This is a genomic window from Qipengyuania zhejiangensis (assembly GCF_035607565.1).
Taxonomy (GTDB): Bacteria; Pseudomonadota; Alphaproteobacteria; order Sphingomonadales; family Sphingomonadaceae; genus Qipengyuania; species Qipengyuania zhejiangensis.
This window is the reverse complement of the sequence record NZ_JAYKGO010000001.1, coordinates 745,388-760,437: the sequence shown is the minus strand read 5'-3', so window position 1 is coordinate 760,437 and position 15,050 is coordinate 745,388. Positions and strand designations below refer to the sequence as shown.

Genomic DNA, 15,050 nt, shown 5'->3' with positions numbered 1-15,050 from the left:
GACTGCCTGGATTACCGCGCCAACCGGGCGCTTGGGGTGCATCAAGCGCGATTTGTTTGCTCCGACGCGGGCTGCCTGCTAGCCGCGCGCCAAGACCAACAAGGGTGTTTTCCATGTCCGATATCAAACGCGTCGTCCTTGCCTACTCCGGTGGCCTCGACACATCCGTCATCGCCAAATGGCTCGAAGTGGAACGCGGGCTGGAGGTTGTGACCTTCACGGCAGATCTGGGCCAAGGCGAAGAAATCGAACCCGCGCGGGAAAAAGCGCGCGCCATGGGAATTCCCGACAAACATATATTCATCGAAGACCTGCGCGAGGAATTCGTGCGCGATTTCGTCTTTCCGATGATGCGGGCAAACGCGCGCTACGAAGGCGATTATCTGCTCGGCACCAGCATCGCGCGCCCCCTCATATCGAAGCGCCTGGTTGAAATTGCGCATGAAACGGGCGCCGATGCCATCGCCCACGGCGCAACCGGCAAGGGCAACGATCAGGTCCGCTTCGAACTTTCCGCCTATGCGCTGGACCCCGATATCCGCGTCATCGCTCCGTGGCGCGAATGGGATCTGGCAAGCCGGACTGCACTCATCGCGTGGGCCGAAGCGCATCAGATTGCCGTTCCCAAGGACAAGCGCGGGGAAAGCCCCTTTTCGACCGACGCCAACCTTCTTCACACCTCGTCCGAAGGCAAGGTCCTGGAGGACCCGTGGGAAGAAACGCCGGATTACGTGTATTCGCGGACAGACCACCCCGAAGACGCTCCCGACACCCCAGAATACATCACCATCGACTTTGAAAAAGGCGACGGCGTTGCCCTGAGCGGCCAAGCGATGAGCCCGGCAACCCTGCTGGCAGCGCTCAACGATCTGGGCCGCAAACACGGGATCGGTCGCCTCGACCTCGTTGAAAACCGTTTCGTGGGGATGAAAAGCCGCGGGATGTACGAAACACCTGGCGGCGAAATCTATGCGCGCGCCCACCGCGGCATCGAACAGATCACGCTCGATCGTGGCGCGGCACACCTCAAGGACGAGCTCATGCCCCGGTACGCCGAACTGGTGTATAATGGGCTGTGGTTCAGCCCCGAACGCGAGATGCTGCAGGCGGCTGTCGATCTGAGCCAGGAAAAGGTCGACGGCACGGTCCGTCTCAAGCTCTACAAGGGCAATGCGATGGTGGTCGGGCGGAAATCGCCCAATTCCCTCTATTCGGAAGCGCACGTTACGTTCGAGGACGACGCCGGCGCCTATGACCAGAAAGACGCAGAAGGCTTCATCAAGCTGAATGCGCTGCGTCTGCGTCTACTGGCCAAACGCGACCGCTAGTTGCCCGAGACCGCGTTGTTGCCGCGCAATATTGCGCCGGAGCCGCCATGCGCTTTCCGAATTTTTCGATGAGTTGTTGACTTATCCACCTCCCTCCACAGGGGAATCCGGGGAAAGTGGATAACTCGGCCCTTGCGCGCTTGAAGAATCGGTTCGCGAGGCGCAGCTTCAAGTCATCGGAACGGCTCGGAAGGCAACCGTTCTTGAAGGCCCAAAAGCCTGAAAGAACAGGGAAAATTCCAAACCGGAAAGACGTGGAAGAACCTGTCCACGCGGGTCTTGAGACCTCCATGTAGATGGCTTCGGCCGGACGCAAGGTGGGTCGATGACGGATCAGCGAAGTCGTTCTCCCATGAGCCGGGCCATCCCGGTCAGATGCCGAAGGAGGCGTCGAATGAAGGTCTTCGGACCGGAAAGCGATGCAACCGCTTGAGGGATCGGGCCAACAAGGGAAGACCAGGCTGCGGAGCCGCCCGTTGAAGGTCGGCCTGGGACAGAAGCGAGGGTTTTCGGACCTGGCGCACTCGACCGGGTAGAGCGGAGGGTGGAACCGGATGCCGGTGCGAGCGCCGGTGATGGACTGGAAGGAAAGTCTTCGGACGGACCGGAAGGAAAACCATCGGATGCCAAGTTCCTGACTTCTTCGGAAGCCAAGACCACGCATCGGTGAGAGTGGGGTCGGCAGCAATGCCGGCCCCATTTGCTTTGGGGCTTCCTAGTTTGCATTGCTCTCGACCAGGTTTGGTCCAAATGCCGCCGCGGACCCGATTCTTGCCCGCATCAACGGCTAGTGGATCGGATGCGCCGCACCCCCGAAATGCAGTGTCGCAGACGGCATTTGTTCCCGAAGCGCGATGAATCGTGGCAGGAATGGGGCGAGAACCCGCCGGGTTAACGACTCCCGGTCAGGCGGCTTGTATAGCCTCCCGAACGCAACGGGAGGTCCATTTCATGGCCAAACGCACGCTTCGTACCCTGGTTTTCATTGCTGCCCTGACGCTGCCGCTATCGGCTGGCCATTCGGAAGAGCGCGCCGACGACGCCACTTTCGAGGCTTCGTTCGAGCGTTACGAAGACCTGCCCGCCGCCCCTGAACCCGCCGCGCACGTGGTCGACCTCGACACGTTCGATGCGCCGGTGGAACAGCCGGCCGAGGCGAAGCCGCTGGGATCGGGCAACGCGTCCTTTTACGGCCGCAAGTTCAACGGCCGCCGCACCGCCAGCGGCGAACGGTTCGACATGAACCAGCTAACCGCCGCGCACCGCACCCTGCCCTTCGGCAGCCTGGTTCGCGTCACCAACCCGTCGAACGGCCGCGAAGTGGTGGTCCGCATCAACGATCGCGGCCCCTTCCACGGCAACCGCGTGATCGACGTCAGCCGCGCCGCGGCAACGCAGCTCGGCCTGATCCAGCGCGGCCACGGCCACGTCGAGCTGGCCCTGCTCGACAGCTAGGGCGCCCGCGCGCTCTCCCCTGCCTGCGCCGCAGTATCGATCGCGATGTCCAGCGCGTTTCCGGCGGTGAACAACCACCCTTCGTCCAGCGTCGCCTCGGCATGTGCCAGCGCCGCGAGCAACGCCGCATCCCACGGCTGAGCGAGCGCTGGAGAGGTCCGCCGCTGGCGACAGGCCGTCTGCGCCGAAACCCGCGCCGCCCGGTGTCCGAGGGCGTAGACAAAGACCTTCATGGTTCACCTCCTGGATTTGAGTGAACCGGCTCAGACATACCGATCTTTGAGGGTAGGACTGCAAGAGCCTTCGGGCGGGACCCGGAATGCGCGATGGCGCGTTTGGCTATGCGCGGCAGGGTATTGTCCCTCGCCCCGCAGGATCGCAAGCCCATGTTCACCCAACTCAACCCGCCACTGCCCGTGACCGTCATCGACCGAGGGAAAGGCCTCGCGCTCGCCGTGATCGACTACGGGCCGGAGCATAACCTCATCTGGGTCACCGCGCTCGACGCCAGTGGCGAAATCTGGTGCGCGCCCAACCCCAAGGTGCGGATGCAGGAGAACTGGACGATGGGCAGAGCGAAGCCGGAGGTCGAGGGGGCGGGTTAGGCCTGCCGGTGGGGCGAGAAAAGCGTGTGCCCTTGCCCGTGAAGACCCCCGGTGGGGGCGCCTTGAACGGTGACGATAGCATTCATGGTTCACCTCATTCTTTGAGTGAGCCGCATTATCAACTCATCCGCATTTACGCAGAAAATACAGCCAATCGTCGTGTCATAGGAAAGTTCGGAAATTTACCTAATCAATATAGGAAATTACTGATGCTTCACCTACGATAGTATAATGCAAAACATTCACACTTGGGCACGGGTCGTCCGATTGGACCTCCAACATCTTAGCGTCGCCCTAGGTAATGCGGCGTTGCAGGAGCGTAAGAACTGGCCTTCGAATGGAGACGGGCGCCTAGTCAAAGCAACAACTGAAAAAATCTTGCGATCGCTTGAGCGGGCATTCGAACGAGGTGATATCAATTTCGCTTTAGATATCATCGAAGAATCTATTATGATGCTGACAGAGTTATCAGACATTCCGTTCTATTCCGAGCTTATAGCAGACAAAAAACATAGGGACCGCACCTATAATCTTAAGACTTTCCGCGAAACGGTTTCGCTTAGACTTCCCATTTACTCTAAGTACATTGCGAGCAATCGACCCCCGAGAAAATTAGCACCAACTCCAATTGAGGCTCAGGAAGACCTACCCGACGTATCCAAGATTATCCCAGCACAAAAATCCGCGCCGTTGAAGTTTGCGGTTGCCAATGGGATGCTGCAGCTCAAGCGTCAAAGCGCGCGCATTTCTGCCGACGATCGACAAATGGTGTCACATGGAAGATCGGCGCTACAAGATGATGCTACTTCGATCATCCATAGCCTCGCCGGATCAAACGCTGACCCACGATTCCTAGTGGCGTTCGGAGAAATCCGCGATGTGCTAGCTGCAGATTCAGATGTAATCCGGCTCGGGATGCTCAGCGTGTCGTGTAATTCCTTAGTAAGTAGATTTCACGAACAATTACCAGATATAGTAAGTGCAAGATTAGATGCGTTTGATACTAATCTCAGCATGTTCGTTAGCCAATTTCCAGATTGGCGTAAATTCGTCGAAAACGCTTCTTCTACTGAGGAACTTAGCTCAGACGAGATTCAAGTTGTCTTTAATGTCGGGCAGGAGCTCGCAGAGAAGCTGCAAACCAACGAAGAATTAGTCGACCCTAGCGTCCCAAAATCCCTAAAGTTAATTTTAGAAGCGATCCGGGATCCCAGCAAGGCTAGTAAGAGAGCAGTATTTGGAGCTGTGCGAACCTTAGAGAACCTAATTGGAACAATCATCCTAGGCTTTGGCGGCTTTTTCGGAGCTGGTTTCGCAGGAGTGAAGGACGGCCTAAAAGCCTCCTCAAAGATTGCAGCTATTGCGCTAATTTTAGGATTGGCGGCGAATAGTGCGGAAGCTCTCTCACCATCGGCAGCGAAGATGGTGAAGTCCGATTGGATGGAGAAAGCTGCAAGCGCTATCAAGAAGGCTATGGAATCTTGAGACACGCGAAGTTTAGAGCAGCTCGGGTTTGAGAATCTCCCAACATGGCCTCAAACCCGCTCAGCCTCGGCGCCCCGCAACTTCGTCGTTCGAGCAAAGCCCCCTCGCGTCGGCTCAAATAAGCCCTTAACTTCAGTGTACAATGCCATATCGAACGGCGTGATAGGAACCCACCTCGCCCAATGGCGTTCATGAAGTAAGCGCTTGTCCAAGCGGTCTAACCACTTCTCAGGCTTATCGAACCGCTTGTGCAAGGCATTCCTATTACACGTAATGCACAGCCCGCCCCAGCCACTCAGACCATAGTAGTTCTCGCCGTGCTCGTCTCGCGCTTCACCGCCGTAAATGTCGCATGTTGTCAGTCGGTTGCACCATCGCGCTCTCGGTAGGGATCGCTCCTGCACGCGTTATCGGAATGCGCGCCCCTTCACAAACAGGCCGAACTTCGAAAATCGGCTTAGCCGCAAGTAGCTCGTCGGGGTCAAAACTCATTCCGCCGCACCCCGCTGACGTTCCGCGCTCTTGGCCAGCATCGGCTTGAGATACTGCCCCGTGTAACTTTCCGGCACCTCGGCCACGACTTCCGGCGTGCCCTGCGCCACGATCTCACCGCCGCGCACGCCGCCGCCGGGGCCGAGGTCGAGGATGTGGTCGGCGGTCTTGATGACGTCGAGGTTGTGTTCGATCACCACCACCGAATTGCCCTGGTCCACCAGCCGCTGGAGCACTTCGAGGAGTTTGCGGACGTCTTCGAAGTGCAGGCCCGTGGTCGGCTCGTCGAGGATATACAGCGTTTGGCCGGTGCTGCGCTTGCTGAGTTCCTTGGCGAGCTTCACCCGCTGCGCCTCGCCGCCTGACAGCGTGGTCGCCTGCTGGCCGACCTTGACGTAGCCCAGCCCCACTTCGTTCAGCATGTGCATCTTGTCGCGGATCGGGGGGACGGCCTTGAAGAAGGTTTCCGCGTCCTCGATCGTCATGTCGAGCACGTCGGCGATGGAGAAGCCCTTGAACTTCACTTCCAGCGTTTCGCGGTTGTAGCGTTTGCCGTGGCATTCCTCGCACGTCACGTAGACGTCGGGCAGGAAGTGCATCTCGATCTTGATAAGCCCGTCGCCCTGGCAGGCTTCGCAGCGGCCGCCCTTGACGTTGAAGCTGAAGCGGCCGGGTTTGTACCCGCGCGCCTTGCTTTCGGGCAGGCCGGCGAACCAGTCACGGATCTGGGTGAAGGCGCCGGTATACGTCGCCGGGTTGGAGCGCGGGGTGCGGCCGATGGGCGACTGGTCGATCTCGATCACCTTGTCGCAATATTCGAGGCCGGTGACCTTGTCGTGATGGCCCGCGACCACGCGCGCGCCGTTCAGCGTGCGGGCGGCCGAGGCGTAGAGCGTGTCGATGGTGAAGGACGATTTGCCCGACCCCGAAACGCCGGTGATGCAGGTGAACGTGCCAAGCGGAATGGAGGCGGTCACGTCCCTGAGGTTGTTCGCCCGCGCGCCATGGACGGTCAGCTTGTGGCCGTTCCCTTTGCGGCGGGTGGCGGGGATTTCGATGGCGCGCCGCCCGGTGAGGTAATCGGCGGTGAGCGAGTTCTTGGCCTTGAGCACCTGTTTCAGCGTGCCCTGCGCCACCACTTCGCCCCCGTGCACGCCAGCGCCCGGACCAAGGTCGACCACATGGTCGGCGGCGCGGATGGCGTCTTCGTCGTGTTCGACCACGATCACGGTGTTGCCCAGGTCGCGCAGGCGTTTGAGCGTTTCAAGCAGCCGGTCGTTGTCGCGCTGGTGCAGGCCGATGCTGGGTTCGTCGAGCACGTAGAGCACGCCCGACAGGCCCGAACCGATCTGCGAGGCAAGGCGAATACGCTGGCTCTCCCCGCCCGACAGCGTGCCGCTGGTCCGGTCGAGGTTGAGGTAGTCCAGCCCGACGTTGTCGAGGAAGCCCAGCCGTTCGTTGATTTCCTTCAGGATGGCCTTGGCGATCTGTTGCTGGGTGCCGTTGAGGTGTTGGGGCAGCGCGAGGAACCATTGCTTCGCGTCGGCCACGCTCATCTTGGTGGGGGTGGCGATATCGGTCGAGGCGATCTTCACGCTCAACGCCTTGTCGTTGAGGCGCTTGCCTTCGCACGCCTCGCACGGCTGCGCGGTCTGGAACTTGGCCAGCTCTTCGCGCATCCACGCGCTTTCGGTCTGGAGCAGGCGGCGGTTGAGGTTGCCGATCACGCCTTCGAACGGCTTGCGCACGGTGTAGGACTTGCGCCCGTCCTTGAAGGTGAGCGGGATGGCCCGGCCCTTGGTGCCGTGCAGGATGATGTCGCGGATCTCGCGATCGAAATCCTCCCACGGGGTCTCGAGGCTGAACTCGTATTCGGCAGCAAGGCTGGCGAGCACCTGCATGTAATAGGGCGACGGCGGGTTGGATTTGGCCCACGGCACCACCGCACCCTTCTTCAGGCTGAGCGCTTCGTTGGGCACGACCAACTGCGGATCGAACAGCTGCTTTTCGCCCAGGCCGTCGCACGTGGCACAGGCACCCTGCGGGGCGTTGAAGGAAAAAAGCCGCGGCTCGATCTCCTCGATGGTGAAGCCCGAAACGGGGCACGCGAATTTCTCGCTGAACACGATGCGATTGGCCGGCAGACCTGCGCCCTTCATGGCACCGCCGCCCTGCCCTTCATCTTCGCGGCCCGGCACCACGCCATCGGCCAGGTCGACATAGGCCAGGCCTTCGGCCAGCTTCAGCGCCTGTTCGAAACTGTCGGCCAAACGCGTTTCGAGGCCGCTTTTCACGGCAAGCCGGTCGACCACCACTTCGATGTCATGCTTGAATTTCTTGTCGAGTGCAGGCGCTTCTTCGATCGGGTACATTTCGCCATCGATCCGCACGCGGGTAAAGCCCGCCTTCTGCCATTCTGCCAGTTCGCGGCGGTATTCGCCCTTGCGTCCCCGCACGACGGGCGCGAGCAGGTAAAGCCGCGTGCCTTCGGGCAGTTCCATGACGCGGTCGACCATGTTGGACACGGTCTGCGCTTCGATCGGCAGGCCCGTGGCAGGCGAGTACGGCACGCCGACGCGCGCCCACAGAAGGCGCATGTAATCGTAGATTTCGGTCACTGTCGCCACGGTCGAGCGCGGGTTGCGGCTGGTGGTCTTCTGCTCGATCGAAATGGCAGGCGACAGGCCGTCGATATGCTCGACGTCGGGCTTCTGCATCATTTCGAGGAACTGACGCGCATAGGCCGAGAGGCTTTCGACATAACGCCGCTGCCCTTCTGCATAGATCGTGTCGAACGCGAGGCTCGACTTGCCCGATCCGGACAGGCCGGTGATGACGATCAGTGCATCGCGCGGCAGATCGATATCGACGCCCTTGAGGTTGTGTTCACGCGCGCCGCGGACAGAAATCTTGGTAAGTGCCATGGGGGTCCAAGTGGGGGTTAGAGTGGCATGAGTCCAGTGCGCCCGACGGCCCATTTTGGCGCCGTTCTGGGCAACGCCTAATGTTCACTACTTGTTCTCGTTCGTCAACGCCCTTGCCGAGCGGCGTCCACACGCAAACGGACCATGCCGACATGGCGTGCCCCCGAATGAAACTTACGGTTTACAAATCGTAAATTCAGGCCCAGCCTGCTGCATCTTCCGGGCGGTCGCGCCAAAGGTCCGGCAAGGTAAGGCTGTGTGGAACCGGCGCGCGCGACGCTTCCGGCAAGATCAACAAGACGCCCATCACGCCTCGGGATCGTATCAACCGCGCGCGATTTGCTTGGCGACCCTTGGAGCAAGCCCGCATCGATATCCTCAAGGGGCGGGAGACGACCGATGGGACAGGCTACACTTACCAACACGCAGCAAGGCGACATAGACCGGTCCATCGAGGTGACAGTCACCCCGACGCTGAATTACCCGGCGAGCGGCCAGTATGGCGCAACCGTTGAATACACCCAGACCGGGCAGGATCCGGACACCGGCAACATGAAGAACCGAGTCAAGAAAAACGGCGACCTGAAGCTCACCAATCTTCAGGATGCAGACGGATACACCGATAATGTCGACATCACCTTCACGCTCGATAGCAGCAAGATGGTCGACGAACATGGCAATGCGGTTACCGGACGCTGGGCCACCAAAACCGAGTATTCCGGCACGGGTCCGGTGACCGGTTTCCTCTGGTTCTGCACAGTCACCGACGCCGAGAAGCGCGAATACGATACGGCGCCAATCGATGTCCCCGGCATGACTGCCGTACGGCTGAGCGATCAACAGGTCCAGATCGACGATAATACGGACGATTCCGCGCCCGATTACGGGTATTGCCTCGGCCTCGTGCTATCCAGCAAGAACGGTTATTACATCACGCTCGACCCGATGCTCGGCAGCAAGGGCACCTCGGGCGTCAATGAATTCATGCTCAAGGCCTGATCTCCAATCATCTAGCGTACGGCGAGATAGGCGGGGTGACGATAGCCCCGCCTGTCGAGCACAGCTTTGATGGCTGCCGCTTCCTGCGACTTGCCGAGACGGCGGAGCAATAGAACGCGCTCCAGATCCTGCCCCTCGGCGGGAAGCATTCCGAGCGCGGTAATCCAGCTCTGTAATGCCTCCTCGCGTTGACCCGAGCGTTGGTGCAGGTCCCCGCGCAGGCGATGGGCCGTCACCGCCCGGATCGACCGCATGGTCTCGCTCAGCCGATCGAGCAGCGCGAATATTTCCCTGGAACGCTTTCCAGCCGCCGCCAGATCACCGCGCTCCAGCGCAAGCATCATGCCGACCTCGGCCAGGGTGAAGCGAAGCTCGCCTGACCAGGTGTCGTTCTCGGGATCGGACAGGACCAGGCGCGAAAGCAGCGCATCGGCGCGAGCGAGCACGTCTCCGCTCTGGTCGTTGCGGCCCGCATAGATCAACTGTTCGGCCTGCGACAGTTGCGCACGTACCGCCGTTTCCTGCCATTCGGTGTTTGCGCCTTCGAGTGCGCGCAATTCGCCGTTTATCGCGAGCGAACGATCATAGGCGGCGATGGCCTCTGGCAACCGGCCGAGGTCAAGTTGCTGTGCGCCGACGAACTGCAACGCAATGGCAAGTCGGTTCTTGGCGGACGCATTCGCAGGATCGCGCTCGAGCAGGCGGTCGTAGATCGCAACCTCGCGCTGGTGCAGCTCAAGCGCTTCGCGTTCCTTGCCGAGTTCTCCGGTGACGATGCCAAGCCAATCCATAATCTGGCCGATCTCGACCTGGCGACCGGGATCATAGGCCTCGCCTGCCGCCACCTTCTCGATCCGGGCGAGCGCCCGCGCAAAGGCCGGCTCGGCTTCTTCGAAGCGCCGCTGTTCCTTCAGCATCACTCCGAGATTGGTTTCTGCATAGGAGCTTTCCATCTGCCACTCGGCCCGATTGGGATCGAGCGCCAACAGCCGGTCTGCCAACCGCTTGTATTCGCGAAATTCGCGTTCGGCGGTCTCGATCTCCTTGCGTTCATAGGCAATCGCACCGACCCAGAACACGCTTTGCGCATGGTCGTAGATCCGCTGCCCGTTTCCGGGATCGCGCGCGAGCTGTTCTTTGGTGGTTCCTGCCGCCTGCTGGAAGGCCTTGAGCGCCTCGGCGCTATTGCCCCGAAGGTTACTGATTTCACCGACCAGCAGCAGGGCCTTGGCGCGGTGCCCAAGCTCGTCGGCGTCGAGGCTGGTCAGCTTCTGCCGCGCGTAATAGGCGAGCGCGCGCTTGCCCACCACGTCAAGGGCATCGAGCCGACCGACCGGCTCGAGCTTTTCGCGCAGGTCGGTCAGCATGAATTCGATGAGGCCATCGGCCTCGGCACGCTGGCGCTGGGCCTCGTCCCGCGCCTGGATGGCGACATAGGCAAGCCCGCTCATCACCAGCGCAAGGGCGAGCGAGGCCCCGACGACGATGCGCGTTCGCACCGTGCGGCGGCGTTCGTCACGGCGCACCAGACCGTCCAGCCCGACCCCCAGCATGGCCGCCGCCAGCTTGAGCCGCGCGCCTCGCTTTCCATCCCCGCTGTCGCGTGCATCCGCTGCCAGAGGTGCGTCGGCCTGTTCATCGGTAATGATGAGATCAGGTCCGACATGATGGGTGAGCGCCTTGGGGAAGCATTCCGCATCCGGGCTGCCCGGTTCGCCATCGACGATCAACGTCAGGATTTTGGCCGGATCGCGATGTGTCTTGAACCATGCGACCTCCTTGTTCACCCATTGGGACCGGGCCGACCGCGGTGAACAGATGACGATCAGGAATTCGGACGCAGCGAGCGCCTTCTCGACTGCATCGCTGATGCTCGATCCGGCCGCTTCTTCCTCGCGATCCTTGAACAGGGGATGCAACCGTGCGGGAACCGGACCGTGTGCGCCGTCCTGTCCGATCAAGCCCTTGGGCGTGCGGAATGTTTCGAGCGAATGGTGGAGCCATTTGCCCCACACAGCGTCCGACCAGCTGTAGCTGATGAACGCCTTGTATCGAAAGTCCGCCAAGCACCGCCCCCACACAGCAAGCGAACACCAAAGCCGCGACGCAGCTTGGCCCGCAGGGCGACCACGCGGGTACATTAGACGCTATCCACGCCGTCGCAACCCGCACCCTGCCCGGCCGTCCGGAACGTGGCTTTCGGACGACGAACGGGGGACCGATCGGGGGGGCTCAACCGTTGATTATACAAGAACCCCGCCGATCCGCCCGGAAGGAATACGCCGTCCGGATGACCAGGGTTGGCGCGCGTAGAAGCATATTTGCAGAAAGTAGCCCTCGCCTCATGGACGAGAAAAAACGAACTCATCCCGGCGCCAATTTGCGCGCCATCCTCGACGATCTGAATCGCCCGCTGGACGCGACCGACTGGGAAGGCGCGTCTCGATTCCCACCCGCTGGCGGCAAGCCCGAACGGCTGCTCCAGCGCCTTCGTCGCGAACGCGATCATCGGCGCGAATTGCGCCGCGCGCGGCAGGCCGCGGAACGCGCGCTCGGTGTGCGTTCGCGCCCGTCGACTCGCAAACGCGCCGCAATGATGTTGACGGCAGGTGCCGCCAGCCTCGGCGCATTCACCGGCCCTACCCTCGACGCAGACGACAGCGAATCCTCCCGTTCTGCTGCGTCCCGATCCGATCACGCGGGCATTCGCCTCCCCGCAGCGCTGTTGAGCGCAAGCGAGCACTTCCGGCAGGCGCTGATCGAAGAAGAAGGCGTGCGTTACACGGTGTACCGCGACTTGGCCGGTTACCCGACCGTCGGTGTCGGCCATCTTGTCGACCCATCGGATGGCTTGCGCGTAGGCGACCGGATCGATGAACGGCAGGTCTATGCGTTCCTGAAGGCTGACCTTGCCGAAGCCGAGCGCGGCGTCCGAACGCTGGTCGGGCGATTGCCATTGCACCAGCACGAATTCGATGCCTTGCTCGATCTTGTCTACAACGTCGGCCTCGGCAACGTTTCGGCGGACAAGAGCCCGCGCCTCAACCGGGCAATCGACCTTGGCGATTTCGAAGCTATCGCGGCAGAACTCGATTACACCTATGCTGGCGGGCGTTTTGCCAAGGGCCTGGAATACCGCTCCGTACGCAGGTCCGCGATCTTCCTTGAAGCTGCGTATGGTGACCCGCGCGAACCCGGCAGCACCACGTCATCCTGAACCGATCGGCGTTGAATACGAACCCAAATCGGCCGCGGAATCCCGCCTCGCAATTGATTAATGTTAAATTTGACATATGGGCCAATCTTCGAGGAGTTGATTGGGGGATGCCGCATTATGACGGCGCAGGGTTTTCGGGATTTTCCCGAACGGGATTCTGACTGGATAAGAGAAAGCCGGCGAGAAACCGTCCGATCGGTTCTTGTCACGGAGAAGCGCGCCTTCGCGACCAATGTTGTGGCGGTGGCCGCCTTCTCGGTCGCGGCGTTCTTCCTGCCGAACGCGCTGGCCTTCGCCTTGCCGATTGTCATGCGCTGCCTGGCGCTGCTTGGGGCCCATCTTTCCTACATCCATTTGCGCAATCTGATCGACACGCCTGCGCCGCTCGACGGTCCCCTGCGGTTGCTGGCCGTCATGCTGCTTTTCGGCGGGATGAGCTGGGCCTATCTCTTGCTGCCGGTGATCACCTTGCCGAACGATCACCCGCTTAGCCTGATATTCGCAGGCGGCGTGATGGTCGGTGTGGCGCTGATCGTGACGATGACAGCGTCGCTGCGTGTGCCGACCTTGGCCTTTATCGTCGGGTTCCTTGGGACCATGGCTTTCGGCCTGACCTACGGAACTGACGAGGCGGTGATGCCGTCCGTTATAGGAATGTCGGCGGTGGCAGCTTGCGTGGTAGCGTTCGCCTTCGCCACGGCAAAGCAACGGGAATTTTCGGCCGACATGCTGGTGGAAAATCGCCGCCTGAACGAAGATCTGGCCGAAGCGCTGGCCCAGGCCGAATTTCTTGCCGCTCACGATCCGTTGACGGGCCTGTATAACCGCCGCGCGCTGTTCGAAACCGATCTTGCGAAAGACGCTGTCAGCGACCGGATGCATATGCTGCTGATCGACCTCGATCACTTCAAGGCGATAAACGATACCTACGGCCACGATGTGGGGGACCGCACCCTCGTAGAAATCAGCAATCTCCTGCGCGAAGCGATCCGCGGGCATGGCAGCGGCAACCATTTCGCCGTCCGGCTGGGCGGCGAGGAATTTGCCGTTTTTCTTGACGATCAGGACGATCAGAACGCGCTCGTGTTCTCGGAAGATCTGCGGGGGGCGATCTCGACCCTGCACGAAGTGCTGGACCTGCCCGCGGGGGCAACGTCCGCCTCGATCGGGCTGACCTTCCACGTTTGCGGCGCCCCTCTCGACGAGACGATGCGCCGCGCCGATAAGGCCATGTACGGCGCCAAACAGGCTGGCCGCAACCAGGTCCGCCGCGTGGACCGATAGGGATCGGGTTTCCGGATGAGCCACCGCCTGTTCGTTGCCTTGCGTCCACCGGGTTTTCTGCGCGAAGCCTTGCTCGACCAGATGGAGGGCGTGGAAGGCGCGCGCTGGCAGGATGACGGCCAGTTGCACCTGACCCTTCGATATGTCGGGGATCTGGAGCGAAACGAAGCCAACGATCTTGCCGAAGCGCTGGCCACCATCCGGTTCGACCCGTTCGAGCTGACGATTGCGGGCACCGGCGCCTTCGAACGCAAAGGCATGGTCCACACGCTGTGGGCCGGCGTTGCGCCCAGCGAACCGCTGCGCGCCTTGCAGCGGCGCGTCGAACGGGTTTGCCAGTCGGCGGGGCTGGCGGGCGAAACGCGCAAGTTTGCGCCGCACATCACGCTTGCTCGCCTCAACGCATCGAGCGGACCTGTCACCGCGTTCCTGACGCGAACGGCGCGGCTTAACCTTGGCGGCTGGTTGGTGGATTTCTATACCCTTTACGAAAGCCATCTGCGTGCCGAAGGATCGTTGTATACGCCCGTCGTGCGTTACCCGTGCCAGTGAAGCCAATGACCCGACCCGCACTTCCCTTCTTCATCCTGCCACCGGCAGCCTTGCTGGCGCTGGGCGGTTGCGAACCGCAGGAACAGGCGCCTGCGATGGACGGTGACCGCAGCGAACAGCCGGCTGCCCCGGACGATTGCCTGCTGCTGGTATGGTCGAACCAGAACGCGCCCGAGGTGGAGTTCGACCGGTCGCACGACGTGGCCGAAGGGGGCGCAATTTCCTGTGCCACCGGAACCAGTCCAAGCCAGTTCGAAGCCGCCATCGCCGCGCTTCGCGATGCGGCCCGCAGCGGCAACAAGGCCCGCATGCTGGAAGAAATCGGGCTGCCGCTCATGTACATCGATGCAAGCGGAAACCGGCGCGAATTGAACGGACGCCGCGATGTCGATGCCGTGTTCGACGAGGTGTTCGATCCGCACACGCTGAATGCGCTTGGGCGGCTGGATTTGTCGGCCATGACCGTGGGCGGCGAACGCGGCGGGTTCTTCGAACTGGGCGCCTTGTGGCTGGTGGTCGACGAAGACGGTGGCCGCCCGCGGCTGGTCACGATCAATCGCCAGGCACTGGACGAAGCGGCACAGGCGGCCAAGGCACAGGCCGTTCGGAACCAGGGCGAGCCCATACCGTTCGATAAACAGTAGAAACGCGCCGACCGGCGACGTTCGCCCGCTTGCATGGCGGCGCGCCTTGCGGTCCAAGCACGTCA

12 protein-coding genes are annotated in these 15,050 nt (G+C 61.4%); 9 read left to right on the top strand and 3 right to left on the bottom strand.

All coding sequences use genetic code 11. From position 1 onward, the window contains the following. Positions 1-113: 113 nt before the first annotated feature. Positions 114-1,328, top strand: coding sequence for an argininosuccinate synthase (locus VR863_RS03660; protein ID WP_324827070.1), 1,215 nt, complete (start codon positions 114-116; stop codon positions 1,326-1,328). Between the two features lie 951 nt (positions 1,329-2,279). Continuing rightward, positions 2,280-2,783 carry a septal ring lytic transglycosylase RlpA family protein gene (locus VR863_RS03655; protein WP_324827069.1) on the top strand — a complete coding sequence of 168 codons (504 nt, stop codon included), beginning with the start codon at positions 2,280-2,282 and terminating at the stop codon, positions 2,781-2,783. Here VR863_RS03655 and VR863_RS03650 read toward each other — a convergent pair. Beyond that, positions 2,780-3,016, bottom strand: coding sequence for a hypothetical protein (locus VR863_RS03650; RefSeq protein WP_324827068.1), 237 nt, complete (start codon positions 3,014-3,016; stop codon positions 2,780-2,782). The genes VR863_RS03655 and VR863_RS03650 overlap by 4 nt on opposite strands. A gap of 153 nt (positions 3,017-3,169) precedes the next feature. On the opposite strand from VR863_RS03650, the gene VR863_RS03645 reads away from it, so the two are divergent. Then, a complete protein-coding gene (locus VR863_RS03645; RefSeq protein WP_324827067.1) occupies positions 3,170-3,388 on the top strand; it encodes a hypothetical protein in 219 nt (72 codons plus the stop codon). A gap of 267 nt (positions 3,389-3,655) precedes the next feature. Next, positions 3,656-4,873, top strand: a complete 1,218-nt coding sequence (locus VR863_RS03640) for a hypothetical protein (RefSeq protein WP_324827066.1) — start codon at positions 3,656-3,658, stop codon at positions 4,871-4,873. A 488-nt stretch (positions 4,874-5,361) separates the two neighbouring features. Here the strand turns inward: VR863_RS03640 and uvrA are convergent, their stop codons facing one another. After that, positions 5,362-8,289, bottom strand: coding sequence for an excinuclease ABC subunit UvrA (gene uvrA, locus VR863_RS03635; protein WP_324827065.1), 2,928 nt, complete (start codon positions 8,287-8,289; stop codon positions 5,362-5,364). A gap of 399 nt (positions 8,290-8,688) precedes the next feature. Between uvrA and VR863_RS03630 the strand changes: the two genes are divergently transcribed. Beyond that, positions 8,689-9,288 carry a hypothetical protein gene (locus tag VR863_RS03630; RefSeq protein WP_324827064.1) on the top strand — a complete coding sequence of 200 codons (600 nt, stop codon included), beginning with the start codon at positions 8,689-8,691 and terminating at the stop codon, positions 9,286-9,288. An 11-nt stretch (positions 9,289-9,299) separates the two neighbouring features. Here the strand turns inward: VR863_RS03630 and VR863_RS03625 are convergent, their stop codons facing one another. Further along, positions 9,300-11,354: a toll/interleukin-1 receptor domain-containing protein gene (locus VR863_RS03625; protein ID WP_324827063.1), complete on the bottom strand. Its 2,055-nt coding sequence runs from the start codon at positions 11,352-11,354 to the stop codon at positions 9,300-9,302. 278 nt (positions 11,355-11,632) lie between these two features. Here VR863_RS03625 and VR863_RS03620 point away from each other — a divergent pair, with 278 nt between their 5' ends. From VR863_RS03620 to VR863_RS03605, 4 genes are all read left to right on the top strand, one after another. After that, positions 11,633-12,505, top strand: a complete 873-nt coding sequence (locus tag VR863_RS03620) for a lysozyme (RefSeq protein WP_324827062.1) — start codon at positions 11,633-11,635, stop codon at positions 12,503-12,505. A 237-nt stretch (positions 12,506-12,742) separates the two neighbouring features. Beyond that, a complete protein-coding gene (locus tag VR863_RS03615; RefSeq protein ID WP_324827061.1) occupies positions 12,743-13,789 on the top strand; it encodes a GGDEF domain-containing protein in 1,047 nt (348 codons plus the stop codon). Between the two features lie 15 nt (positions 13,790-13,804). Continuing rightward, positions 13,805-14,341: an RNA 2',3'-cyclic phosphodiesterase gene (thpR, locus tag VR863_RS03610; protein ID WP_324827060.1), complete on the top strand. Its 537-nt coding sequence runs from the start codon at positions 13,805-13,807 to the stop codon at positions 14,339-14,341. A gap of 5 nt (positions 14,342-14,346) precedes the next feature. Beyond that, on the top strand, positions 14,347-14,985 hold the full coding sequence (locus tag VR863_RS03605) for a hypothetical protein (protein WP_324827059.1): 639 nt from the start codon (positions 14,347-14,349) through the stop codon (positions 14,983-14,985). Positions 14,986-15,050 lie beyond the last annotated feature (65 nt).